This window comes from Mycolicibacterium canariasense, assembly GCF_002101555.1.
GTDB lineage: Bacteria > Actinomycetota > Actinomycetes > Mycobacteriales > Mycobacteriaceae > Mycobacterium > Mycobacterium canariasense.
Genome location: NZ_LQOL01000056.1, coordinates 1 through 23,631 on the forward strand (window position 1 = coordinate 1; position 23,631 = coordinate 23,631).

Here is a 23,631-nt window from a genome sequence, read left to right on the forward strand (position 1 = left end):
CCGTAGGTGTGCAACTCGTGGGCGAAGTTGGTGTCGGGATCGCGGTCATAGGCCGGATCGGCCTGGGCGGGAGCCGCGAAACCCACGGCGGCACCGATGATCACGGCTGTGACGGCGAATTTCATGACAGGGCCTCCTCGGACTCTTTCCGGATTGGGTCCGGCCACGTCGCCGGGACCGGGCGCTGGCGCACGGGCACCGGCCACCAGAACCACTTACCCATCAACGCGGCGATCGACGGCGTCATGAACGACCGCACGATCAACGTGTCGAACAACAGACCCAGACCGATGGTGGTGCCGATCTGACCCAGGACCACCAGGTCGCTGAAGATGAATGACGCCATCGTTGCTGAGAACACCAGGCCAGCGGCCGTTACGACGCGCCCAGTGCCGGCCATCGACCGGATGATGCCGGTGTTCAGGCCCGCGTGCAGTTCCTCTTTGAACCGGGAGACCAGTAGCAGGTTGTAGTCCGCGCCGACCGCCAGCAGCAGGATGATCGCCAGCGGTACCACGATCCAGTACAGATGGATTCCGAAGATGTACTGCCACACCAAGACTGCCAGCCCGACCGAGGCGCCCAGCGACAGCACGACGGTGCCCACGATGACTATCGCCGCGACGATGCTGCGGGTCACGAACATCATGATGAGCAGGATCAGCGCTATCGCGGCCAACGCCGAGATCAGCAGGTCGTACTTCATCCCTTCCTGGATGTCCTTGTTGGTGGAGCCGATTCCGGCGACATAGATCTTGGCGTCGGACATCGGTGTCGCCTTGAGGGCATCGAACACGGCGTTTTTCATGGCATCGACGTGTGGGATGGCTTCGGGATCGGCCGGATTGCCCTGGTGGGTGACGATGAATCGGGCGGCTTTGCCGTCGGGGGAGAGGAACAGTTTGAGGCCGCGTTTGAAATCGGCGTTGTCGAAGGCCTCCGGGGGCAGGTAGAACGTGTCGTCGTTCTTCGAGTCGTCGAAGGCCTGTCCCATCGCGGTGGCATTCTTGAGCGCCTCGTCGCTTTGGGCGTTGGTGCCGCCGGTGGTCGCGTAGTTCGACAGGGTGAGTTCCTTGTTGCGTTCCTGGATGGCGATCTGCGGCGGCAGCAGGGCCACCAGCTGCGGCTGCAGGGCGTCCAGTTTGTCCAGGCTCGCGGTGATGTTGGTGAACTTGTCGGACAGCTCGGAAATACCGTCCAGTGAGTCGAACACCGAGCGCAGTGCCGAGCACATCGGAATGTCGAAGCAGTGCGGTTCCCAGTAGAAGTAGTTGCGCAGCGGGCGGAACTGGTCGTCGAAGTTGGCCAGCTTGTCGCGCAGGTCGTTGACCGTCTCGACGGTGTCGTGGAACGCCTCGGTCTGCTCGTGGGTCGCGGCGGCGCTCTGTTGTTGAAGGGCCAGTTGCTGTTTGAGCACGTTGATGGTGTTGTCGATCTCGTTGGCCTGCTTGAGCAGATCGTCGGCCCGGTCCTTCTGGTACCCGAGGTTCATGATTTGGCTGGCGCTGGTGGCGCTGATCTGGAACGGGATCGAACTGTGCGTGATCGGGGTGCCCAGTGGGCGGGTGATCGACTGCACCAAGGCGATACCCGGTGTGTGCAGCACCGCTTTGGCGGCCCGCTCGAGGATGAGCATGTCGGCCGGGTTGCGCATATCGTGATCGGTCTCGATCATCAACAACTCGGGGTTGATCCGCGCCTCGGTGAAATGCCGTTCGGCAGCTTCCATTCCGACGACACCGGGCGCGCTGGCCGGAATGTAGGGCCGGTTGTCATAACTGGTCTGGTACCCCGGTAGCGCGAACACACCGATCAGGGCGATGCCCAACGTCACCACCAGGATGGGCCCGGGCCAGCGCACGATGGCGGTGCCGATCCGACGCCAACCACGGGCGCGCAGGTTGCCCTTGGGCTCCATCAGCCCAAACCTGCTGGCGATCAACAACACCGCAGGGCCCAGCGTCAGTGCTGCCGCCAAGGTGACGACGACACCCAGCGCTGCGGGGACACCGAGGGTCTGGAAATACGGCAGGCGGGTGAAGGCCATACAGGCCACCGCGCCGGCGATGGTCAAGCCAGATCCGACGATGACATGGACGGTGCCGCGCCACATATCGTAGTAGGCCGCGATCCGTTCCAGCCCGTTACTGCGGGCTTCCTGGTAACGGCCGACGACGAAGATCGCGTAGTCCGTGCCCGCAGCAATGGCGAGCAGCGTGAGTAGATTCGTCGAGTAGGTGGACAACCCGATGACGCCGGAATGCGCGAGCACCGCCACCACGCCGCGGGCCGCCGCCAGTTCGATGGCCACGGTCACCAGCACGATCAGCATGGTGACCACCGAGCGGTAGACGAACAGCAGCATGATCCCGATGACCAGGAAGGTGATGCCGGTGACCTCGTTGGTTCCGGCGCTGCCCACCTCGAAGTTGTCGGTTACCAGTGGTGAGGCGCCCGTGATGTAGGCCTTGAGGCCGGGCGGGGGCGGGTCATCGGCGACGATTTTGCGGACCGCGTCGACCGATTCGTTGGACAATTCCTCGCCCTGGTTGCCACGCAGGTAGAGCTGTGTCAGGGCGGCCTTGCCGTCCTTGCTCTGCGAACCGCCGGCAGTCAGCGGGTCACCCCAGAAGTCCTGCACGTGCTCGACATGTTCGGTATCGGCTTGGAGCTTCTTGACCAGCCCGTCGTAGTACTTGTGTGCCTCGTCGCTCAGCGGTTGATCGCCTTCGAGGACGAGCATTGCCGCACTGTCGGAATCGAATTCGTGGAAGACCTGGCCGATATGGCGCATCGCCATGATGCCCGGCGCGTCGGCGGCGTTCAATCCGACCGACCGCTCCCAGCCGACGACTTCGAGCTGGGGCACGAGCGTGTTGGACAGCGCAGCGATGGCGATCCAGAGGAACAGGATCGGTACCGACAGCGTGCGAACCAGCCGGGCCGCCAGTGACCCCACGACCGGTGTCTGGACATCGTGGTGGGTCATGCGGTCTTGTCCAGGCACGCGATGTATCCGTTCACGTTGTCCGACGACCTTTCGTCCTTGACGATCCCGTTGACGGTGATCCGGCAGCTGATGACATCGCCGTCACCCTGGGCCCGCAGGTCGGCGTACATGGTCGGGTCGTCGGTGACCAGTTCCTGCGACCACGGCAGCGGCACATTGTCCACGTGTTGCGGCTGGGCGTGGATATCGAGGTAGTTGATGGTTGCCACGGAGCCGGGCGAGCCGAACACCTCGAACAGGACGCGCTTGGGGTTGTAGCCGGTGTTCTCCAAGGCCTCGGAGCCGGCCCTGGAAATCTCATTGTCGGAGCCGAAGATGCCGTGCAGCCGACTGACCGCGAAGGCGACCACGGCCACCACCAGGATCGCGACGATGACGATCCAGTGTCGGCGTGCCCACGCGCTCACCGAGAACTTGCTCAACCCCGACCCTCCCGACGCCCCACAGGCGACCGCGTTTCGCTAGGCGAAACGGATCATAGAAGGAGAACGGTACGGTACCGTACGATGACTCGCAACCGCTTGACGTGTAGGTAACTGACTGCTCTCGACGTGTTTTCCATGCGCGCTGCGGTGTAATCCTGATCCGGCACAGAAAGGGGCGTAGTGACTTCCGAGCAGTGCGACGATGCCTCGAGCTGTCCATGGAGTGCGCGGGAGGCCGAACTCCTCGCGATCACGCTGGAGTTGCTCCAGGAACACGGGTATGACCGACTGACCGTCGAGGCCGTCGCCGTCAGGGCCAAGGCCAGCAAGGCCACCATGTACCGGCGCTGGCCGTCCAAGGCCGATCTGGTGCTGGCCGCCTTCATCGAGGGCACCCGCAGTGCGGCCGTCCCCCCGCACACCGGCTCGTTGCGCGGTGACCTGCTGGAGGTCGGCCGCGCGACCTGTCGTCACGCGCAAGCGCACATGCGGACCATGCGAGCGGTGCTCAACGAGATGTCGCACAGTCCTGCGCTGCAGGCGGCGATGCGCGAGAAGTTCATCCTGCAACGCAAATTGGTCCTCGAGGGGATATTCGCCGAGGCGGTCGCCCGCGGCGAGATGGCGCCCTCGGCCATCGATGACGAGATCTTCGACCTGCTCCCGGGGTATCTGGTATTCCGGTCGTTGGTCTCCGACCGGCCGCCCAGCGACGAAACGGTGCGGATATTGGTCGACGATGTTTTGCTGCCCAGTTTGACCGGTCACGGCAAGGCGTAGTCCATCGGTGCGGCGTTGCCGCCGGTGGCCTCGCGGTGCGCGACCACCGTGGCGACGTTCGCACCGTCGCGGGTCACGCCGAGGATGGCAACCTCGTCGTTGACCGCGAAGGCGTCGGCCGGGTTCCCGACCTGGCTGCCGGACATGGTGATTCCGTTGGTTTGGGCATCGATCACGTAGGTTCGGGCGACGCCGTCGGCGCTCTGTGCGGTCAAGGAGTTCGGCGTCACCGCGATCAGGCGGCCCTCCTGCATGATCGGCTGCCCGGCCCCGGCCCGGGCCTCGGCGGCTGGCGCAGCCGCGGATGACGGCGCGGTCGCCGAGTCGGCGACGTGCATGACAACCGCCGCAGCGACCGCGGCGAATGCCACGACGAAAGAAACGGTCAAGGCCACCGCCGTCGCACGTGGGGTCCGGCGCGCGTGTCTTCCGCGTCCTGCACTCATCTCAGACCCACCTCTCGTCACCGCCACCCGGATACCCGGCGTTCGGCCGCAAAAAACCCGGCTCGGCGAGCATCCCCACTGGACAGAACCTCGCCGACGGCCGTCTCCATTCCCGTGCCGGGCACCTTGGGTGATCGCGAGTTCGTGCCGCTTAATCGCCGGTTCTGTGGGTAGTCCCGTCGCATGGCGAAGATCGGTTACTTCTTATCGTGCGAACAGTTCGGGCCGAAAGACCTCGTCGAGCAGGCCCGGCGTGCCGAAGAGGCGGGTTTCGAGGCGTTGTGGATCTCCGACCACTTCCACCCCTGGAACGACGAGCAGGGCCAGGGCCCGTTCGTGTGGGGAATCATCGGGGCGCTGTCGGAGGCGACGGCATTGCCGGTGTCGACCGCCGTGACATGTCCGACGGTGCGGATCCACCCCGCCATCGTCGCCCAGGCCGCCGCCACGGCCGCGGTGCAACTCGATGGCAGATTCGTGCTCGGCGTGGGTAGCGGCGAGGCGCTCAACGAACACATCCTGGGCGATGCGTGGCCGTCCGTCGGCGTTCGTCAGGAGATGCTGGAGGAGGCGGTCGACGTCATCCGGCTCCTACTGACGGGCGACGAGGTGAGCCATCACGGAGTGCACTACGAAGTCCAGGAGGCTCGGATCTACACCCGGCCCGCCCAGCCGCTCCCGATCTATGTGTCCGGCTTCGGGCCGCAGGGCGCCGAACTGGCCGGCCGTATCGGTGACGGTTACGTGTTGACGATGCCCGATCCCGAACTGGTGCAGACCTTCCGGTCATCCGGCGGTGGGGACAAGCCGGTGCAGGCCGGAACCAAGGTGTGCTGGGACGCCGACCCGCAGGCCGCGCTGGATACCGCGCACCGGTTATGGGGCAACGAGGGCCTGCCGGGACAGACCGCGCAGATCGTGCCGCGGCCGAAGGATTTCGCCGCCCTGCAGAACCTGGTCCCCAAGGCGGACATCGCGGAATCCGTTGCGTGCGGTGCCGATCCGGACAGGCACGCGGCCCAGGTGCGCCAGTACCTCGACGCGGGCATCGACGAGGTGTACGTGCAACAGATCGGTGTGGATATGGACGGGTTCTTCACCGCTTGGCAGCGCGATGTCCTGCCGCAATTGCGGTAGCGACCTACCTCTTGATCGCGGTGACCAGTCTGTTCGACTGCACCATCATTGCCGATTGCGATCCCGGCGTCGGTAGCGGACGACCGAGGCCGCTGATCTGCTCGGCCAGCGGGGTGGCCTCGGTGGCCCAGCCCTGGCCGGTGAACCAATCGGCGGCCTTGGCGACCTGCTCGTTGTAGATCAGCTGGAAGAAGGCGCCGTCACCGTCGGTATCGGCCGCTTCGGCACGCTTGGCCGCTTCATAGGCGGGCGCTGGCATCGGGTCGCCCTCTTCGATGCCGGCGTAACTGCCCGGTGTGGCCAGGGCGTCGATACCGCGGAACAGCTCGCCCTGAGCCGTGGCCGGCAGGTAGATGAGCAACCCCTCGGCGATGAACGCCGCGGGTGCGCCCGAGTCGAACCCCGCATCCTGCAGCGCTGCCGGCCAATCGTCGCGCAGATCGATGGGCACCTCGACACGGTGTGCGGCCGGGCGGGCGTCGTGGGCGTCCAGTACCTCGCCCTTGAACTCCAGCACCTGGGGCTGGTCCAGTTCGTAGATGACCGTTGCGTCGGGCCACGACAGGCGATAGGCACGAGAATCCAGACCGGCCGCCAGCATGACCACTTGCCGCACGCCGGCGGAGTTGGCTTGCGCGAAGTAGTCGTCGAAGTATCGTGTGCGCGCGGCCTGGAACGCCACGAAGTGAGTGCCGAAGTCGGCGGTCATGAGCTTGCTGTCGGTGTCCTTGCCATCCACCACGTCGGCCCATCGCCCGCCGACGGCGCGGCAGAATATCGCAGCGTATGGATCGACGGCCAGCGGATCGGGTTTGCGGGCCTCCAGCGCTCGGGCGGCCGCGACGAACAAGGCCGTCGAACCGACGCTGGAGGTGATGTCCCAGGTGTCGTTGTCGCTGCGCATGGCGCGAGGCTACCCGGGCTCGCTGGCAACGTGCTATTGCCTTGCCCGTCAAGTCATTTCGGATGACGGTGGAACCCGGCCAGGGACACCTGAACAAGCTGGCCCAGGGTGGATTCGACGTCAACTTCTACTCGTCACACGTTTGCCAACGGAAACTGCCTTCTCCTGCCGGTGGCCGGCGGACTCCCCACCCGCACCGCGCCCACGCCTTCCGCCCGGCTGAACCATAGACTGATCACGGCGCTTTTGTTAGATTGCTCACGCGCCGATGGGGGCGTCGCTTTGTCGATTCGCCGGATCGGGACTGTGAGCGGGGGGCGTTTGCTGTCTAAGTTGAAGAGCCTGCACGCCGTCGTGCGCTTGTTCGGCGTGTGGTGGTCCGCCGAGGTCGAGCCGGAATCACATGTCAGATACTTCGCGAACCGGGGCCTGCTCGACGGCATCCAATTGCTCATCGGGGCCTGCACCCTGGTGTTCGCCGTCATCCCGTTGGTCATCCAGTTCTCTCCGAGCGGGCCCGCCACTCACGCGGCATGGCTGGTGTCCTGCGTGCTGGCACTGTCCGCGCTGATCTGGACCGGCGTGTGGTGGTTCGGCCCGTGGCCGTCACGGCTGTGGTCGATTCTGTTCACGGTATATGCCGATGTGGGGATCACCGTCGTCGCGCTGACCTATTCCAATCGGCTGGCCGGGATGTTCGGTCTCAACGCCCTGGTCTTGGTATCGGTGTATGCCAAATTCTTCGAAACTCCGAAAGTGCTTGCCTTGCATACCGTCGTGATGCTGTCGGGGGTGGTCGTCTTCGCGACCTCGATCGCCGCGGGCCCGGACGGCGATCCCTATCTGGCCGCGGCCAATGCGCTGGTCGCGGTGGTGTCCTTGATGGTGACACCGGTGGTGATCCAGTTCGGGATCTGGATGCTGCGCAGCGACGCCAACGACTCGATGACCGACGAACTGACCGGACTGCTCAACCGGCGCGGTCTCAACTTCTACATCGCAGACCTGGCCAGGCAGCGTCGCGATGGTGCCGATTCGGTCATGGCGGTGGTCATCGACCTGGATCGCTTCAAGTCGATCAACGATTCCTTCGGGCACGCGACGGGCGACGCCGTGCTGGTGCGCAGCGCTCGTAGGATCGTGCACTCGGTACGCGGCTCGGCGCTGGTCGCCCGGATCGGGGGAGAAGAGTTCGTCGTGGTGGACACCGCTCCGCCCGAGCACGTCCGCGGCATCGCGGAGCGGATCAGAGCCGCGATCTCGGCGCCGGCAGACATCGCGCCGGTCACCGCGAGCGTCGGCGTCGCCTCGGTGGCCCTTACCGATTTCCAGCGGACCGGCGCGCAACCGTCGGCGGTGTTGGCCGCGGCCATCGAGTACGCCGACCGTGCCATGTTCGATGCGAAGAGAACCGGCGGGGACGCCACCGCCGAGCGGGCATCGGCATCGAAAATGATTCGCTGCCAGCCGGATTGCCGGCCCGGCGGCAGATGCCCGGAGGCGGTTGCGGTGGGCAGCACCGCATTCGGCGATGGGTGTCGCCGCGCCGAGGTATGCTAGCCGGCGGTTCATTCGAGAGCGACGAGCCGCGACGGGACCCGTTACGACAGCGCCATCCACGCACCGAGCGTCACCATGAGGACCGCGATGGTGCCGTCCAGGATTCGCCACGTCAGCGGTGTTGCGAACAGCCCGGCCAGCCGCCTCGCGCCCAAGCCGAGCCCGGTGAACCACAGCGCGCTGGCCGCCACCGAGCCGGCACCGAAAAGCCAACGCTGGTCTCGGTGTTCATTGGCCAGCGAACCGAGCAGGACCACCGTGTCCAGGTAGACGTGCGGGTTCAGCCACGTCATCGCCGCACAGGTCAGTAGCACCTCGGCCAGCCGCGCCGGATTGCGCTCGGAGGGATTGAGCACCGACGGGCGGAACGCCCTGCGAGCCGCCAGCACCCCGTAACCGATCAGGAAGGCCGCGCCCCCGAGTTTGGCGACGGTCATCGCGTCGGGGTGAGCGGTGATCAACGCCCCGACACCGGCGATGCCGGCGGCGATGAGGATGAGATCGGACACGGTGCACATCGCGATGACCGGGATGACATGTTCACCACGGATGCCCTGACGCAGCACGAACGCATTCTGCGCGCCGATGGCGGCGATGAGCGTCATGGTGGTCAGGAAGCCGAGGAGGACGGGCGAACTCATGAACCCGACGGTAGGGGAAGCGCCTCCATGCAGTACAGCTAAATATTTTCACGCTACTTAAGAGCTGCTGATGTGGATCGTGTCGGGGCCTCACCCCGTGAACACGGACAGTTCGTTGCCGCGGCTCGGCTCGAACGGCAATGCCATGGACAGATACGCGTTGCGGGGCTCGCGGACATAGCCGCGGTAGGCCGGCGTTGCATTCTCGGCGAGGATCAATGCGTTGGACCGCAGGTGTGGTTCCAGCAGACGAAGCACGGGGAGATAGAGGCTGAACGCACCGTCGAGATGGACGAGGTCGATCGGTCCGCCCACGCCGTCGCTCAACGTGTCCAGGGCGTCACCGGTGCGGATCTCCACCATGTCGGCCAGACCTGCGGCGGCGAGATTCTGCAGTGCCCGAGCGGCTTTGGTGGGTTCCAGTTCGGTGCCGATGACGGCGCCGCCCGCGTTGTCGCGGATCGCGCAGGCCAGATGAATCGTCGAAATACCGAATGACGTACCGAATTCGACGACGCGAGACGCGTGACGGCCACGGGTGCAGATATAGAGCAGCCGCCCGAACTCCGGCGTGACGTTGAGGAAGTTGTCCACCGTCTGGCGATAGAGACCCTTGTAGTCACGCGCCTCCGCGTCGAGCAGCGCGGCGATCGGGTCGCCGGCGTCCTGCTGTATCCGGCCGATCATCGCAGCATCGGTGATCTCGGCTTCGGCGAACAGCCGTTGCAGGACATCGGCGACCGGGGCGGTGGTGAGTGAGTCCATCGGCGTTGCTCCTTGAAATGAGGCCACCACAATTGAATATGGTTGCGGCGGAATGTAATTAGCTCAACTGATAGAGAAATTATCGCGTCGCCGGCATGACTTTTGCCACTCGCATTCTGCGCTCGCCCTCGTCGCAGGGTGCCGGTGCTTTCGTCGGTTGTCGCGCCGGCGCCACTCGCATTCGGTGTGATGGCCGAGGCCATGCGGGCGGCGCAACGCACGGCGGTCCGGCGTGATCCGGTTTAGGCTGGGGGCGGCGCACACAGCGAGGAGGGTGTAGTGACAGCCGAGGGGCAACTTCAGCCGCGCAAGCGCCCGCGTCAGCGCCGATCGGAACTCACCCGCGACCGGATCCTCGATGCGGCGGTCGCCGTATTCAGCGAGTACGGGTACGCGCGGGGGACAACGAACCGCATCGCCGCTTCCGCCGATGTCTCCATCGGCTCGCTCTATCAGTACTTCCCGAACAAGGACGCCATCGTCGTCGAACTCGCCTCCAGGCATTTGGACGCCGGTGTCAGGACGGCCGACCAGAGCCAACCGCCGTACGGGCCGGCATCACTGGAGCAGGTGATCGGCGACGTCGTCGCCGCCGCGATCGACAACCACCGCCAGGATCCGGAGTTCCTTCGGGTTCTGGTCGAGCAGGCGCCTCGCTCACACGAGTTGCTGGTGAAGGTGGCTCAGCGGCGCACCGAGTCGATCGAGGCGATGCGGGAGATCCTGGAGGCACATCCCGAGGTCGGAGTGGTCGACACCGAGGCGGCGGCCAGGCTGGTGGTCATCACGATCGAATCGGTGGTCCATCACGCCTTGGCTGCGCCTCGAACGCTCGAAACGGCAGATCTGAGCCAGCAATTGGTGGCCATGCTGACGCGCTACCTCGCGGCCTGACGGCCGGCCCGCCCGGAAACACCCCTCAGGGGTGCAGGTTCCACTGCCCGCAGTCCTGGGCCAGGACGTCGTTGACGTCGACTTCCAACCCACCGACCACCGGACCGGGATTCGACGCAGTGCTCACGATACGCTGGTAGAGCACCGCGGCCGGATAGATCTGCCCGCGCGACCAGGACCGGGTCTGCCACGCCCAGACGCGACCGGGCGTGCTCGACCGCCCGATGACACCGTCGGCGGTGGCCCACTGGCAGGGGTTGATGCCCGCGTAGATGCCGGTACGTTGCACCCCGAGCACCGAGTTGATCCCCTGAAACCACTGCAGGGCAACGCTGTTCCACGTATTGCGGTCGATATCGTCGTCGACGCTGAAGAAGATCGGCGCGCTGCGCCCGCCTCCTGCTGCGGTGTGCAACTGCCAGGCGGTGCGCGCGTCGGCGACACCGCCGGCGAAGCCGCGGGTGAAATCCGACGGGGCCGTTCCGCCCGGTTTGCCGTATTGGTAGTTGCTCACGATCACCAGTCCGGCGGCGGTCAGCGACTGGGCGTAGGGCAGGGTGATCGGTTTGGCCCCGAACGACGAGCCCGGCCGCGACGTGGAGACGTAGTTGATCACCCCGGAGTGGCCGGCCGCCCGGATATCCCGCGCCGGAATCTGGCGCATGGCGAAGTCGATCAGGGTGGGCGCGGCGGCTGACGCCGTCGGCATGCCGGCCGACGCCAGGGCGGCACCGAATCCGGCTACGGCGGTCGCCGCGCCGGCGTAACGCAGCGCATCGCGCCGGGACACCATGCGTGATCGCCGCCGATGCGGCGTCCACGGCTCGTCGGACATTGCGTCATGTTAACAGAGTGATCATTGTGAATGAAGTGACTGAGCCGATCGCTGCCGTCGCGGCCGACATGGGCTGCTCTCGTGAACATAATGTGCGGAATGTGGCGCTGAGCCCGCGGTGACTCGACGATCTAAACGGCATCGTCGAGAGGGAGGACCTGAGCGTGGTTTCATCGCGCGTCGCCGAACGCATCCGTAAACCGCACTGGTCACTGGCCCGGACGTGGCTGTTGCAGCCGGGCCTGCCCGGTGGCGATGACGCATTCGACACCGCGGCGGCCGGGCGTGCCGACATCGTGGTGCTCGATATCGAAGACGGCCTGCCCGATTCTCAGAAAGCGGACGGGCGCCACGCAGTGGCCGAGTACCTGAGCACCGGAGGACGGGCGTGGGTGCGGATCAACTGCGTGAGCACGCCGGCATGGTCGGCCGATCTGGACGCGGTGGCCCACGCCCCGGGCCTGACCGGTGTGATGCTCGCCAAGACCGAGGGCGCCGATGACGTGGCCGCAACCGCCGCCCGGTTACCCGATGGAACGCCGGTGGTGGCATTGGTCGAATCGGCGCTCGGCCTCGAATCGGCCCCCGATATCGCACGTGACCCCGGCTGCGGCCGAATCGCATTCGGGGTGGGCGATTTTCGTCGCGACACCGGCATGAGCGATGACCCCACCGTGCTGGCCTACGCACGGGCCAGGCTCGTCGTCGCGAGCCGTGCCGCGCGGCTACCGGCGCCCATCGACGGACCCACACTGCGGACGGCAGCCAACCGCCTGGCGCGGGAGACCGCCGTGGCCAAGGCCGCCGGGATGAGCGGACGGCTATGCCTGGATCTCACCCACGCCGAGACGATCAACAGTCTGCTCAGCCCGTCCCCGATGGAGATCGACGAGGCACGTCGCACGCTCGCCCGGCTGGACGCACCGGCCGGTCCCTACGACGGAAGTGTCGGCCCCACCAAGGCGCGCGCCGAAGCGGTCCTCGATCTCGCGGCCAAACTCGGCCTGGATTAGACCCGCGGCGCTCTACTCGGCGGGTGTCACGTCGGTGCCGGGCCCCTTGACCGAAGACTTCGCCCGGTTCTCCGCCCGCACCGGCTTCTTGCCGCGTACGAACCCGGTAGCCGAAATCGACGCCGACAGCAGCGCACCTTCGCCGGCCACGAACGGATGGAATCCGACACCCGCGCCGCCGCGGCCCTTCACCGGGATGTCGGCAACTTCGGTGACCTTCCAACCTTTCTCGGAGATGGACAAGATGGCCTCGCCGTTCTGGCAGGAGACGGGCAGTGCTGCGATCACCTCATCGCCGTCCGCAGCGAGTTTCACGCCGGCCACGCCGTTACCGGCCACGCCCTGCGGATTCACCGCGGCCGGGTCGATCCGCAGAATCTTGCCGCGCCGCGTCACCAGTGCCAGGTGGTAGCCCTCGGGCAGGACTCCCGAGCGCAGCAGCCCGGTGATGTCAGGGGCCACCGGGATGTCCCGGATCTTGAACGGCAGACCACCACCGGCGGTGAACTTGATCCGCCCGTCGGTCCAGACGGCCCAGCCCAAACCCGAGGTCAGCAGGTCGCCGTGACTGTCGGAGAACACCCCCCGATCATCGAGGCGCCACGCCGAGTTGACCTTCCGCTCGCGCGGCCCGTCCTCGTCCGACCCGGAGGTCACCGGCGTGGCGTCGAAGTCGAGCACGGTGCGACGGTCGAATTCGGGCCCCTTGAACAGCTTTGCCGTCTCGACCAGCTCCTGGTCGATCACCGTGCGCCGCGCATCGGGGTTGGCCACCAACTCGGTGAGCTCGGCGAACTCGGCATCCAGCTTCTCGGCTTCGGCCTGCAGTTCGATGACGTCCAGCTTGGTGAGCCGCCGAAGCTGAAGTCCCAGAACGTAATCCGCCTGCTCGGCGTCGATGGAGAACCTCTCCTGCAGGCCCTGTCGGGCCTCGTCGACGGTCTCGGAGCCGCGGATCACCGCCACCGCTGCGTCGATGTCCAGGTGAATGGTCATCAACCCGGCCACCAGGTGACGACGGGCGGCTACCTTCTCCAGGCGATATTCGCTGCGGTGCAGCACCACCGAATCCCGGAGGTGCAGGAAGGCCGAGATCAGTTCGCGCACCGACCACCAGCGCGGCACCCGGTTCTCGTCGAGCGCCACCAGGCTGGCGGCGAAGGTGGACTCCAGCGGTGTCAGGGCCAACAGTTGCTCGCGGATCTGCTCGGCGCTGTGCCCGCGTTTGGCCGTCACGACGATGCGCAACCCGTTACGGCGGTCGGTGAGGTCCGACATATCGGCCACCCCGGACAGTTCACCGGACTCGACCAGGGCGCGGATCCGGTCCTGCACGGTGTTGCTCGCGACACCGGGCGGCAGTTCGGTGATGACGCAGTTCTTCCCGTCCACCGAGACCGTGCCGCGCACCGTGAAGGCGCCACGGCCGGTGGTGATGTACTCACGCAGCCCGGCGGTGCCGACCACGGTGGCCCCGCAACCCCAGTCCGGACCCGGAATCAGTTTCACCAGCCGGTCATCGGTCATGTTCGGGGTTTTCAACAGGGCCCGGCAGGCCGCCATCACCTCGCGGGGATTGTGCGCGGGCACCTTGGTGGCCCAGCCCTCGGCAATGCCGACGGCGCCGTTGCACAGCAGCACCGGCCACTGGGCGGGCAACCACGTCGGCTCGACCCACTCACCGTCGAAGGTAGGCACCATCGGCACCGCGTGACTGTCGAGTTCGGCGGTCAGCGCAGCGCCGGGCGCCGACAGCCGCATCTCGGTGTAGCGGTCGGCTGCGGGGATGTCACCCTGAATACGGGGGAAGGCACCTTGTCCGTCGATGACTTTCACGCGCTGGAACTCGGCGGCCATCAAGGCCGCCGCACCGTACATCGACGCGCCGCCATGCGGATGCAGGTTTCCGGTCACCGCCGAGCAGACCTTCGAGGACTTCTGCGGCTTGTTCCCGGGCAGCAGTTTGGAATCGTGCATCTGATACAGCAGGCGCCGCTGACCCGGCTTGAGCCCGTCGAACGCCGACGGGATGGCGCGATCACTGACACTGTAGAGGGCGAAGGTCAGCTGGTAATGGTTCCAGTAGTCATCGGCGCTCTGGTCGAGCACCAGGTCGGGATTCTGCTCGATAACGGCGGTCACAGGGCGTCTCCTAGGTCAGGTCCAGCGCGGAGGTGTCGACACGGGCGGCGATATCGGCCATCCACGTGCGCCGGCCCTCGGGTGGCCCGCCGAACAGCGTGTGATGCAGGTTCTTCTCACCGTCATCGGGATGAACCCGAATCACGGTGCGCCGCTGCGGATCCAGCACGGTGTTCCAGAAGTCGTCGGCATCCATCTCGCCGAGTCCCTTGTTGCGTTGGACTTCCACACGTTTCTTGGAGGTGGCTTTCAACTGGGCCACGGCGGCGTCGCGCTCGGACTCGTCCTGGCAGTAGATCCTCTCGTCGCCGTTCTTCACGACGAACAGCGGCGGCAGGGTCACGTACACCATCCCGGCCTCGACCAGGGGCCGGTAGAAGTCCAGGAACATCGAGATGAGGCTGGAGTTGATGTTGCCGCCGTCGGGGTCGGCGTCGGAGGCGAACAGGATCCGGTCGTACCGGCACTGCTCCGGATCGCAATGATCGCGGATACCGCAGCCCAGGATCCGTTCGATCGCATCGAACTCGTCCTTGACCCGCGCCTTGCTCACGGTGAACCCGTAAACGTTGGGCGGCTTGCCTTTCAGCGGGAACGCCGCCTGGAAGGTGGCGTCGCGTGCCGCCTTGATGGTGCCCAGCGCCGAATCGCCCTCGCACAGGAACAGCTCGGCGCCGGACCCGCGCCCGGTTTCCCGGCTGGGCAGCAGCTTCGGCGGCAACGACAGGTTGGTGCCCAGTCCCTTGGCCTTCGACGCCGCCCGGGACCGCGCCTTGGCGCCCTCGGCGCTGCGCCGGGCTCGAGCCGATTCCAGGGCCAGCTTGGTCCACAGCGTCACCACGTCACCGTTGGCGGGATTGGCGGCCCAGATGGTGACGCTGCGCGCCACGTCCGGCGCCATCGCCACGTTCAGCGAGCGGGAGGACACCGCGGTCTTGGCCTGGGAGTCCCACGCCACATCGGGTGCGCGGGTGTCCACGGCCAGCGCGGTGACGGCGGCGAAATCCTGGGGTTCGGGGCCGTCCTCACCCTTGGCCAAGCCCAGGTCGCGGATTCGGGATGCCCGGTCGGCCAGAGCCTCGGACAACCCTTTCACCGCCGCCGTCAGATGTGATCCGCCACCGGGGGTGCGCACGGTGTTACAGAACGCGGCCACCGTCGCCGGCTCGGCCGGCCCCGCGGTCAACGACCAACGGAACGGCGTCGGGCCGCGGCCGGTGGTGTACTCACCGCGGCCGTCCACGACGGCGCGCACCTCGGGCGACGGGGTGCCCGCCGCCGTGCACATCAGGTCCAGCAATGTGTCGGTGCCCCAGGGGCCGCTGTACGGCTGTGTCAACGCCGGCGGAACCTCGCCGCCGGGCCAGCCCTCGTCGACCACCACCAGGTGCACCCCGGGTGACATCCGTGCGGCGGCGTGCGCCCGTAACAGCACCTCGCCGATGTCGATGCTGGAGTCCGGCACGACGGCCTGGTCGAACAGGATGCGTACGGTGGTGCCGTGCGCGTCGGGCTTGCGGTTGCCCACACCGCGCAATTTCTGCGTGTCGGCGCGGGTGAACGGGGCCTCCGGATCGAAATCCTTGCCCTCGAAGACGCCCGGATAGCCGCCCCCGAAGCTCTGCAGATAGGTCTTCCCGCCGCGGCGCACCGTCACGTCGGTCCTGGCCGAGATGAACACGGCGGCCGCGGCGCCGATGCCGTTGAGGCCGGCGCCCGTGCTGCTCGCGTCGGCGTGCGCGGAGAACTTGCCGCCGGCCCGCGCGGTGCCCAGCGTCTTGACGATGCCGTTCTTACCGGTCACTGGGTCGGAGTCGACGGGCAGACCGCGGCCGTCATCGGTGACGCTGACCGATCCGTCGGCGTGCAGGGTGATGGTGACCGTCGACCCGCCGTGGCTGGGGTCGGCGACCTCTTCGATGGCATTGTCGACGAGCTCGCGCAGCGCCGTGTTGAGGACGTCCAGCCCCAGGTTGACCGCCGGCCGCAGGCGGGTGTGCTGGACATCGTCGAGCTCGGTGATGTCAGCGGCGTTGTAGCTCACGGCGGGTCCTTTCCTTCCGGGCCGGGTGGGCGAGGACCGAGCCTGGGTCCTGGCGGGTTCGCGGTCGTCATCCGCGACGCGTGGTCCTGGCGTCCGGTGCTCCGGCACGGCCTGACGCAGAGATACTAGGCGCCCCGAGCGACATGTTTGCGTACCCGCACCGTCTGCGACCGGCCCGGCTGGATCACACCGGTGCCGGGCTGCGCCGTGGCCGACAACCGTGTGCGCCTCGCTGCTCAACGGCTGCTCAAGGCCTTCGGGTGGCGGCCGGCTCGTTCCCCGGAGTCGGCGCACCGGCCTGCCACAATGGTCTCATGGTCGAGCAGAGCTTCTGGATGCAAAAGGTCGCCGCCGACCCCGGACACTCGCAGTGGTACATCGACCGTTTCCGGGCCATGGCGGCCGCCGGGCGCGACCTGGACGGCGAGGCCCGTCTGGTGGACGCGATGGCGCCGCGGGGCGCGCACATCCTCGACGCCGGCTGCGGGCCGGGTCGGCTCGGCGGGTACCTGGCCGCCGCGGGGCACCGGGTGGTGGGCGTCGACGTCGACCCCGCGCTGATCGAGGCTGCCCGGCAGGATCATCCCGGGCCGCGCTGGCTCGTCGGTGACCTGGCCGAACTGGACCTGCCCGCACGTGGCATCACCGAGCGATTCGACGTCATCGCCTCGGCGGGCAATGTGATGACGTTCTTGGCCCCGAGCACCCGTGGCATGACGCTGGCCCGGCTGCGCGCGCACCTTGCCGCCGATGGCCGGGCGGTGATCGGGTTCGGTGCCGGCCGCGACTACGAATTCGATCAGTTCCTCGCCGACGCCGCCGATGCGGGCCTGCGGCCGGATGTCCTGCTCTCGACCTGGGACCTGCGGCCGTTCACCGACGACTCGGATTTCCTGGTCGCGATCATGCGCCCGGCCTGACCCGCCTCACCCCTCGTTGAGCCGGGCAAGTTCGGAATCCGGTTGCCGCAGAGCCGTTTCCGCGGCTTCCAGCTTTCGGTGCGCGGTCCGTCGCCCTGGTCATGCGGCCTCCAGGTCGAGCAGGAGTCGCTTGGCCTGCGGGCCGCCGAGGTAACCGCCCATCGTCCCGTCGCTGCGGACGACGCGATGGCACGGCACGACGACCGGTAGCGGATTGGTGGCGCACGCGGTGCCCACGGCGCGGACGGCCCGCGGGTTGCCGGCGAGTTCGGCCACAGCGGCGTAACTGGCGGTGCGGCCGTAGCCGATCTCGGGCAGGTGTCGAAGGACAGCACCGCGGAACCCCGCCGACAGCCGCCAGTCCAACGGCACGTCGAATTCGCGTCGCGCACCGGCGAAATACTCGTCGAGTTCGCGTGCCGCGGTGTCCAGGCGCTCAGGCGCCAGCACGATGCGGGAGCTGACCTTGTCGGCCAGCTGCTGCAGCACGGCATCGTGACCTTCGTTGGCGTACGCGACCCGCAGCAGCCCGATCTCGGTGGCGGCGATCAGCAGCGGCCCGACGGGGCTGTCGACCACGCGGTAGGCGATGTCGAGGACACCGTCGCGCTGTGCCGCGGTGGCCAACCGGTGCTGCAGCTCGGCCAGGTGTTCGGCGTCTGCGCCGGTGACGGTGGTGAGGGGGCCGATGACGTCGTGGGGGTCGATGGTCATGAGTGCTGTCCTTTCGTGAACGCGCCCGCCGCGGCGGACGTGGTGCTGAGGCGGCGGCGCAGCGCTGCTATCCCGTCGGCGGCGGCGCGGCGGGCGGCCGCGGGGCTGCTGCCGGTGATGTCGGCGACCTCGGTGTAGGGCAGACCGGCCAGATAGTGGTAGGCGACGGCCTGTTTTTGTTTGGGGGACAGGCGGTTCACCGCGTCGATGAGGTCCTGGTGTTCCCCATGGTGATCCGCGTCGCCGGGTGCGGCGGCGTACTCCGGGAGCGCATCGGTGGGCACGGCGTGCCGGGCTCGGCTGCGCAGGATGTCGATGGCCTTGCGGTGCGCGATGGTCACCAGCCAGGCCGTGACGTTGGCATCCGCCGGCAGATCGGGATAGGCCTTCAGTGCGGACAGGAACGTTTCCGACCAGGCGTCGTCACCGTCGACGGGTCCGACGAGAACCCGGCAGACCCGCAACACCGTGGGACCGTGCTCGGAAACCACGGTCTGGAAAGGCTGTTTGAGTGTCACACCGAGTAGACGGCCCGGCCGCGGGTTTTGTGAGGATCAATTCGAGGGCGCGGCGAACAGGAGCGCGTCGACCGAGGTTTCACGCTTCTCCTGTTCGCCGGGGGCGACTCGTATTCTCGCAGCCGGTCAGCCCGCCGCGGCGAACAGCCGTGCGAGCACCGAGCGCGTGGTGTCGAAGCCCATGCACGCATCGGTGACCGATTGCCCGTAGACCAGATCGGGGCCCAGGCTCTGGGCGCCGGCCACCAGGAAGCTCTCCAACATCAGACCGCTGATGCCGCGCTCGCCCGCCGCGATCCGGTCGGCGATCTCGGTCGCCACTTCGGCCTGGCGGACGTGATCCTTGCCCGAATTGGCGTGCGAGCAGTCGATCATCACCAGGCCGGGCAAGCCGGCTTGCTCGAGATGATGCACCGTGTTGCGCACCGACTCGGTGTCGTAATTGGGTCCGGCCGTGCCGCCGCGCAGGATCACGTGGCAGTCCGGGTTGCCGGCGGTCTGTACCGCCGACCCCTGGCCGAGCTCGTCGATGCCGAAGAAGACATGTTGCGCTGCAGCCGCATTCACGCCGTCGATGGCGACCCGGAGGTTTCCGTCGGTGCCGTTCTTGAACCCGACGGGCATGGACAATCCCGAGGCCAGCTGGCGGTGAATCTGGGATTCGGTGGTGCGAGCTCCGATGGCGCCCCAGGCGATGGTGTCGGCGATGTACTGCGGGCTGGTGGGTTCCAGGAACTCACAACCGACGGCGAGCCCGAGCGCGCCGATGTCGAGCAGCAGTGCCCGCGCGGTCCGCAAACCGCGTTCGACGTCGAAGCTGCCGTCCAGCCCCGGATCGTTGATCAGACCCTTCCATCCGACCACGGTGCGCGGCTTCTCGAAGTAGACGCGCATGACGATCTTCAACCGGCCGGCGTAGTCGGCGGCCAGCGGCGCCAGCCGGCGGGCGTAATCGAGGGCCGCGACCGGGTCGTGCACCGAGCACGGACCGACGACCAGCAGCAGCCGGCCATCGCGGCCGGCGAGAATATCGGCGATCTCGTCACGATGGCGTTGGACGTCGGCGGCCATCGCGGCGGTGAGGGGCAGTTCGGCGCGGATGTCGCGCGGACTGGGGATGGGGCGGAACTCGGTGATCCGTCGGTCGGAGGTGGGGACGTCGACGGCGGCGGTGATGGTCATGATCGGGGTGGTTCTCCTTGATTGACATCAGGGCTCACCCGACCCGTCCGGTGCCCTGAAATGACGAAAGCAGTGACCGAAAGGTCACTGCCGGGCTCCGGGTGGTGGCGTCGCGCGCTGGTTACCGCACTTTATCCGTGGCTCCACCCGGAGCCGGGATAAAGCGCCAATAGCGACGCAGGCCGATGTTCACGGGGTCGACTATAGCCACTGCACCCGGATCCGGCGAACACCGGTGGTCCTCAGCCCGCACCGATCTGGGTCAGGTCGGGCCGCGCCGGCGTGGCGCCGGGGCTTCGTCGTTCGACGGCGGCGACCGCGGACGCGATCACCACCGTGGCGATCGCAGCGGTATCGACCCAGGTGAGCGATTGGCCGAGCAGGGCCCAGCCGGCGATGCCCGCGACGGCCGGTTCGAGGCTGAGCAGCACGCCGAAGGTCTGGGTGTCGAGCCGGCGCATCGCGGCGAACTCCAGGCTGTACGGGATCACCGAGGACAGGATGGCGACGGCCGTGAGTGGCAGCAGCAGGCCCGGCGCCTGGGTGAGCGCCGGCAGAGCGGGCACGGCGAACGGCACGGTCGCCGCGGCCCCGACGAGCATGCTGACCGGCAGGGCGCCGTGGCCGGGCACCCGCTCACCGACCCGCTTGCCGGCCACGATGTAGAGCGCCCAGAAACCCGCGGCGATCAAGGCGAGAACGACGCCGACGGCGTCGAGATGGGTTGTCGCGGTGCCCGAACCGTGCAGGCCGAGGGTGGCGATGGCGACCGCCGCCGCGGCCACACACATCAGGTGCCGGGCACGCCGGGCCAGCACCGCCGCCAGCAACAGCGGGCCGGCGAACTCGATGGTGACCGCGGTCCCCAGCGGAATCCGCGCGAGCGCGGCGAAGAAGAACCCGTTCATGCCGGCCAGCGCCAGCCCGAACAGCAGCACCGATGTCCATTGCGACGCTGTCCAGTGGCCGACGCGGGGGCGGAACACCGCCAGCAGCAGGGCGCCGGCCACCAGCAGCCGGAACATGACCGGCAGACCGGCGCCGAGGTGATGCAGCAGGGGCGTCGCGACCGCGGCGCCGAACTGCAACGAAATGCACGACCCCAGCACCATCAGCACGCTCTGCGGGGACCCGGAGCGGCGGGGTGGGGACGACGGCACGGCACCAGCCTGTCAACAATAAAACGATCAGTCCAGCGAATGTTTATTATCAAACTCGATAAGCAGATCTGATGAATGTGGGTCGCGGGTGCTGAACTTGCAACGCCTGACGATGCTCTACGAGTTGGAGCGCCGGGGCACACTGGCGGCGGTGGCGCGCGCCCTGTCCTACAGCCCGTCGGCGGTGTCGCAGCAGCTCGCCCAACTCGAGCGGGAGGCCGGGGTGGCGCTGACCGAACCGGTCGGACGCGGCGTCCGGCTCACCGAGGCGGGCCGCATCCTGGTCGACCACGCTCGGGTGGCCATCGCCGCGCTCGAAGACGCCGAAACCGCGTTGGCCGCCGCACAGGGCAGGGTCGGAGGCCGGCTGCAGGTGGCGTCCTTCCAGACCGTTCTGCTGTCGCTGCTGCCCGCCGCCCTCGATGCGCTGGAGCGCGATCACCCCGAGTTGCGGGTGGACATTGCGCAGCGCGAGGCCGAGGCGGCCATGTCGGGATTGCTCACCGGCGGATTCGACGTCGTACTCGGCGAGGAGTATCCCGGCGAACCTTTTCGGGGCCGTGCGGACATGCACCGGGTGGACCTAGGTGCCGACGAGGTGTTGCTGGCGGTGCCGACCTTCGGGCCGTGGAGCGCGCCCACCGGACTGGCCGACCTTGCAGCCGCTCCGTGGGCACTCGATCCCCGTGACTCCGCGCCCGGCCGCTGGGCGCGAGAACTATGTCGCGACAACGGATTCGAACCCCCGGCTCGATTCGACGGGGTGGACCCTCTGGTGCATGTGCAGATGGTGGAATCCGGTCGGGCGGTCTGCTTCGTGCCGGCGCTGCTCGGTCGGCAGCGACTGCAGGGTGTGCGGCTGTGTCGCTTGCCCGGTGCGCCCAAGCGTCAGCTCTTCACGCTCGCCCGTGCCGCCTACGCCGCGCACCCATCGGTGACCGCCTTCCGGGACGCCCTCGGGGCCGGCTTCTTGGTGCACGAGTCCCGGACGCTGGGAGCAAAACGGTTGCGCTGAAACCTGATTCGTATTCAGCTGCGGTCGGCAGTCTCCTGACCGTCGACCGGAAGCATGTTGGGATGGAAGAACTTCAGCCAGGTGTAGGGATGTTCGGGTGAGGTCGTGGCGCCCAGGATGAACGTCCGGTCCGTGCGGCTGGCCCGGGCGATGGTCACCAACCAGCTGGCCAATGTGCTGACCCGGTTCTCGATGCCGGTGAGGAACGCGAGGTGGATCAACCCCCAGCCCAGCCAGCCCAGCACCCCCGCCAGCCGGACGGGTCCGGCTTGCAGCAGCGCGTTACCCCGGCTGATATAAGCCGCCGAGCCCAGATCGCGGTAACGGTAGGACCGCCGCGGCTTGCCGGCCAAACCGCGGCGGATGCAGGACGCGGCGTGGATGCCGCCCTGCATGGCGTTCTCGGCGACTCCGGGAAGCTGATCGCGGCCGACGAGATCACCGATGACGAAGATCTCCGGATGGCCGGGAATCGACAGGTCCGGATCCACCGCGATGCGCCCGGCACGATCGGATGCGGCTCCGGTGACCTCGGCGACGCGGCGCGCGAACGGCACCGCCTCCACACCGGCGGTCCACAACACCGTGCGTGCCGGGTAATCCGCCGGCGGGCTGCCGTCCTTCGGGGTGACGGTCACCCCGTCGGGCCGGACATCGGTGACGTGCACACCGAGGTGCAGTTCGACCCCGAGTTGCTGCAGCGCTCGGGTGGCCTTCTCGGTCAGGTCCGGGGCGAAGCTGGCCAGAATGCTGCTCCCACCGTCGAACAACAGCACCCGGGCCTCCTCGGGCTCGATGCTGTGGAATTCGTGCGCCAGAGCGCGGGTGGCCATCTCACGAATCTGGCCCGCCAGTTCCACCCCGGTCGGGCCGCCGCCGGCCACGGCGAAGGTGAGCCAGCTGTCACGGTCCGGCCCCGGCGGCAGCGTCTCGGCGATCTCGAACGCGCCGAACAACCGCCGCCGGATGCTCAACGCGTCATCGAGCGTCTTCATCCCGGGTGCCCATTGCGCGAACTTCTCGTTGCCGAAATAGGCCTGCCGCATGCCGACCGCCACCACCAGGACGTCGTAATCCAGCGTGTAGGTGGACTCGTCGGGCCTGCGCACGATCACCCGGCGGGCGTCGTCATCGAGGTCGATCGCCTCGCCGAGCAGCGTCGTGACATTTCTGTGCCGAGCCAGTTCCTCGCGCAGTGACCGGCTGATCTGTCCGATGCTGAGCGTCCCGGTGGCGCATTGGTAGAGCAGGGGCTGGAACACGTGGCAGGCCGCCCGGTCCACCAGGGTCACGTCGACGTCGGCCTTCCCGAGCCGGCGTGCGCAGAACAAGCCGCCGAAACCACCGCCGACGATCACTACCTTGGTCCGAGAGACCGCCATCACCATCACTCCATATCCGTCAATAGGGGTTCCTCCCGTAGTACCCGCTGCGCGGCGTCTTGGGTACCTGACGGGCCGATGCGTGACGCGTTGTCCAGCCTGGAGTGCAGGATTTCGGCGACCGGCAACGCAATGGCCGCGGCG

At 67.4% G+C, this 23,631-nt stretch carries 21 protein-coding genes; 7 read left to right on the plus strand and 14 right to left on the minus strand.

The window, feature by feature from the left end; translation table 11 throughout:
* Positions 1 to 121: 121 nt before the first annotated feature.
* Complete coding sequence (locus AWB94_RS19160; RefSeq protein WP_062657831.1) at positions 122 to 2,989, minus strand: MMPL/RND family transporter; 2,868 nt, start codon at positions 2,987 to 2,989, stop codon at positions 122 to 124.
* Positions 2,986 to 3,417, minus strand: a complete 432-nt coding sequence (locus AWB94_RS19165) for an MmpS family transport accessory protein (RefSeq protein WP_234811803.1) — start codon at positions 3,415 to 3,417, stop codon at positions 2,986 to 2,988. Before AWB94_RS19165 ends, AWB94_RS19160 begins: the two co-directional genes overlap by 4 nt.
* A 198-nt stretch (positions 3,418 to 3,615) precedes the next feature.
* Between AWB94_RS19165 and AWB94_RS19170 the strand changes: the two genes are divergently transcribed.
* Entirely contained in the window at positions 3,616 to 4,215 is a 600-nt protein-coding gene (locus AWB94_RS19170) for a TetR/AcrR family transcriptional regulator (RefSeq protein WP_062657829.1), read from the plus strand.
* Here AWB94_RS19170 and AWB94_RS19175 read toward each other — a convergent pair.
* Positions 4,200 to 4,604 carry a hypothetical protein gene (locus tag AWB94_RS19175; RefSeq protein ID WP_131805335.1) on the minus strand — a complete coding sequence of 135 codons (405 nt, stop codon included), beginning with the start codon at positions 4,602 to 4,604 and terminating at the stop codon, positions 4,200 to 4,202. The two genes, AWB94_RS19170 and AWB94_RS19175, sit on opposite strands and share 16 nt — an antisense overlap.
* 240 nt (positions 4,605 to 4,844) lie before the next feature.
* On the opposite strand from AWB94_RS19175, the gene AWB94_RS19180 reads away from it, so the two are divergent.
* Entirely contained in the window at positions 4,845 to 5,798 is a 954-nt protein-coding gene (locus tag AWB94_RS19180; RefSeq protein ID WP_062657827.1) for a TIGR03557 family F420-dependent LLM class oxidoreductase, read from the plus strand.
* Between the two features lie 4 nt (positions 5,799 to 5,802).
* On the opposite strand, the gene AWB94_RS19185 is transcribed toward AWB94_RS19180, so the two are convergent.
* Positions 5,803 to 6,702, minus strand: coding sequence for an SAM-dependent methyltransferase (locus AWB94_RS19185; RefSeq protein WP_062657826.1), 900 nt, complete (start codon positions 6,700 to 6,702; stop codon positions 5,803 to 5,805).
* Positions 6,703 to 7,035: 333 nt separating this feature from the next.
* Here AWB94_RS19185 and AWB94_RS19190 point away from each other — a divergent pair, with 333 nt between their 5' ends.
* Positions 7,036 to 8,262: a GGDEF domain-containing protein gene (locus AWB94_RS19190; RefSeq protein ID WP_131805334.1), complete on the plus strand. Its 1,227-nt coding sequence runs from the start codon at positions 7,036 to 7,038 to the stop codon at positions 8,260 to 8,262.
* 41 nt (positions 8,263 to 8,303) lie between these two features.
* Here the strand turns inward: AWB94_RS19190 and lysE are convergent, their stop codons facing one another.
* Together lysE and AWB94_RS19200 are read right to left on the minus strand one after the other, a co-directional pair.
* Positions 8,304 to 8,903, minus strand: coding sequence for an L-lysine exporter (gene lysE, locus AWB94_RS19195; RefSeq protein WP_062657824.1), 600 nt, complete (start codon positions 8,901 to 8,903; stop codon positions 8,304 to 8,306).
* Between the two features lie 90 nt (positions 8,904 to 8,993).
* Positions 8,994 to 9,668: an O-methyltransferase gene (locus AWB94_RS19200; RefSeq protein WP_062657823.1), complete on the minus strand. Its 675-nt coding sequence runs from the start codon at positions 9,666 to 9,668 to the stop codon at positions 8,994 to 8,996.
* 279 nt (positions 9,669 to 9,947) lie between these two features.
* Between AWB94_RS19200 and AWB94_RS19205 the strand changes: the two genes are divergently transcribed.
* The gene (locus AWB94_RS19205; protein ID WP_062657822.1) at positions 9,948 to 10,562 is read left to right on the plus strand and encodes a TetR/AcrR family transcriptional regulator; all 615 of its coding nucleotides are present in this window, start codon (positions 9,948 to 9,950) and stop codon (positions 10,560 to 10,562) included.
* A 25-nt stretch (positions 10,563 to 10,587) separates the two neighbouring features.
* Here the strand turns inward: AWB94_RS19205 and AWB94_RS19210 are convergent, their stop codons facing one another.
* Positions 10,588 to 11,397 carry a DUF1906 domain-containing protein gene (locus tag AWB94_RS19210; protein WP_084395282.1) on the minus strand — a complete coding sequence of 270 codons (810 nt, stop codon included), beginning with the start codon at positions 11,395 to 11,397 and terminating at the stop codon, positions 10,588 to 10,590.
* Between the two features lie 164 nt (positions 11,398 to 11,561).
* Here AWB94_RS19210 and AWB94_RS19215 point away from each other — a divergent pair, with 164 nt between their 5' ends.
* Positions 11,562 to 12,410, plus strand: a complete 849-nt coding sequence (locus tag AWB94_RS19215) for an HpcH/HpaI aldolase/citrate lyase family protein (protein WP_062657820.1) — start codon at positions 11,562 to 11,564, stop codon at positions 12,408 to 12,410.
* A gap of 12 nt (positions 12,411 to 12,422) precedes the next feature.
* Here the strand turns inward: AWB94_RS19215 and AWB94_RS19220 are convergent, their stop codons facing one another.
* Positions 12,423 to 14,552 carry a DNA gyrase subunit A gene (locus tag AWB94_RS19220; RefSeq protein WP_062657819.1) on the minus strand — a complete coding sequence of 710 codons (2,130 nt, stop codon included), beginning with the start codon at positions 14,550 to 14,552 and terminating at the stop codon, positions 12,423 to 12,425.
* Positions 14,553 to 14,562: 10 nt separating this feature from the next.
* Entirely contained in the window at positions 14,563 to 16,596 is a 2,034-nt protein-coding gene (locus tag AWB94_RS19225; protein ID WP_062657818.1) for a toprim domain-containing protein, read from the minus strand.
* Positions 16,597 to 16,910: 314 nt separating this feature from the next.
* On the opposite strand from AWB94_RS19225, the gene AWB94_RS19230 reads away from it, so the two are divergent.
* Complete coding sequence (locus AWB94_RS19230; RefSeq protein ID WP_062657817.1) at positions 16,911 to 17,516, plus strand: class I SAM-dependent methyltransferase; 606 nt, start codon at positions 16,911 to 16,913, stop codon at positions 17,514 to 17,516.
* A 99-nt stretch (positions 17,517 to 17,615) separates the two neighbouring features.
* On the opposite strand, the gene AWB94_RS19235 is transcribed toward AWB94_RS19230, so the two are convergent.
* The 4 genes from AWB94_RS19235 to AWB94_RS19250 form a co-directional block, all read right to left on the minus strand.
* Entirely contained in the window at positions 17,616 to 18,230 is a 615-nt protein-coding gene (locus AWB94_RS19235) for a methylated-DNA--[protein]-cysteine S-methyltransferase (protein ID WP_062657816.1), read from the minus strand.
* The gene (locus AWB94_RS19240) at positions 18,227 to 18,748 is read right to left on the minus strand and encodes an RNA polymerase sigma factor (RefSeq protein ID WP_062657815.1); all 522 of its coding nucleotides are present in this window, start codon (positions 18,746 to 18,748) and stop codon (positions 18,227 to 18,229) included. Before AWB94_RS19240 ends, AWB94_RS19235 begins: the two co-directional genes overlap by 4 nt.
* 126 nt (positions 18,749 to 18,874) lie before the next feature.
* Entirely contained in the window at positions 18,875 to 19,930 is a 1,056-nt protein-coding gene (locus AWB94_RS19245) for a 3-deoxy-7-phosphoheptulonate synthase (RefSeq protein WP_062657814.1), read from the minus strand.
* A gap of 242 nt (positions 19,931 to 20,172) precedes the next feature.
* Complete coding sequence (locus tag AWB94_RS19250; protein WP_131805333.1) at positions 20,173 to 21,090, minus strand: EamA family transporter; 918 nt, start codon at positions 21,088 to 21,090, stop codon at positions 20,173 to 20,175.
* Positions 21,091 to 21,178: 88 nt separating this feature from the next.
* Between AWB94_RS19250 and AWB94_RS19255 the strand changes: the two genes are divergently transcribed.
* Positions 21,179 to 22,105, plus strand: coding sequence for a LysR family transcriptional regulator (locus AWB94_RS19255; protein ID WP_062657812.1), 927 nt, complete (start codon positions 21,179 to 21,181; stop codon positions 22,103 to 22,105).
* Between the two features lie 14 nt (positions 22,106 to 22,119).
* Here AWB94_RS19255 and AWB94_RS19260 read toward each other — a convergent pair whose 3' ends face one another.
* On the minus strand, positions 22,120 to 23,487 hold the full coding sequence (locus AWB94_RS19260) for an NAD(P)/FAD-dependent oxidoreductase (RefSeq protein ID WP_062657832.1): 1,368 nt from the start codon (positions 23,485 to 23,487) through the stop codon (positions 22,120 to 22,122).
* Positions 23,488 to 23,631: the final 144 nt, after the last annotated feature.

What these genes read in the sequence shown, in the direction of transcription:
- AWB94_RS19210 (WP_084395282.1), bottom strand. Translation starts at nt 11,397, where the DNA reads ATGTCCGACGAGCCGTGGACGCCGCATCGGCGGCGATCACGCATGGTG.
- AWB94_RS19160 (WP_062657831.1), bottom strand. Translation starts at nt 2,989, where the DNA reads ATGACCCACCACGATGTCCAGACACCGGTCGTGGGGTCACTGGCGGCC.
- AWB94_RS19200 (WP_062657823.1), bottom strand. Translation starts at nt 9,668, where the DNA reads ATGGACTCACTCACCACCGCCCCGGTCGCCGATGTCCTGCAACGGCTG.
- AWB94_RS19185 (WP_062657826.1), bottom strand. Translation starts at nt 6,702, where the DNA reads ATGCGCAGCGACAACGACACCTGGGACATCACCTCCAGCGTCGGTTCG.
- AWB94_RS19180 (WP_062657827.1), top strand. Translation starts at nt 4,845, where the DNA reads ATGGCGAAGATCGGTTACTTCTTATCGTGCGAACAGTTCGGGCCGAAA.
- lysE (WP_062657824.1), bottom strand. Translation starts at nt 8,903, where the DNA reads ATGAGTTCGCCCGTCCTCCTCGGCTTCCTGACCACCATGACGCTCATC.
- AWB94_RS19260 (WP_062657832.1), bottom strand. Translation starts at nt 23,487, where the DNA reads ATGGCGGTCTCTCGGACCAAGGTAGTGATCGTCGGCGGTGGTTTCGGC.
- AWB94_RS19235 (WP_062657816.1), bottom strand. Translation starts at nt 18,230, where the DNA reads ATGACCATCGACCCCCACGACGTCATCGGCCCCCTCACCACCGTCACC.
- AWB94_RS19245 (WP_062657814.1), bottom strand. Translation starts at nt 19,930, where the DNA reads ATGACCATCACCGCCGCCGTCGACGTCCCCACCTCCGACCGACGGATC.
- AWB94_RS19230 (WP_062657817.1), top strand. Translation starts at nt 16,911, where the DNA reads ATGGTCGAGCAGAGCTTCTGGATGCAAAAGGTCGCCGCCGACCCCGGA.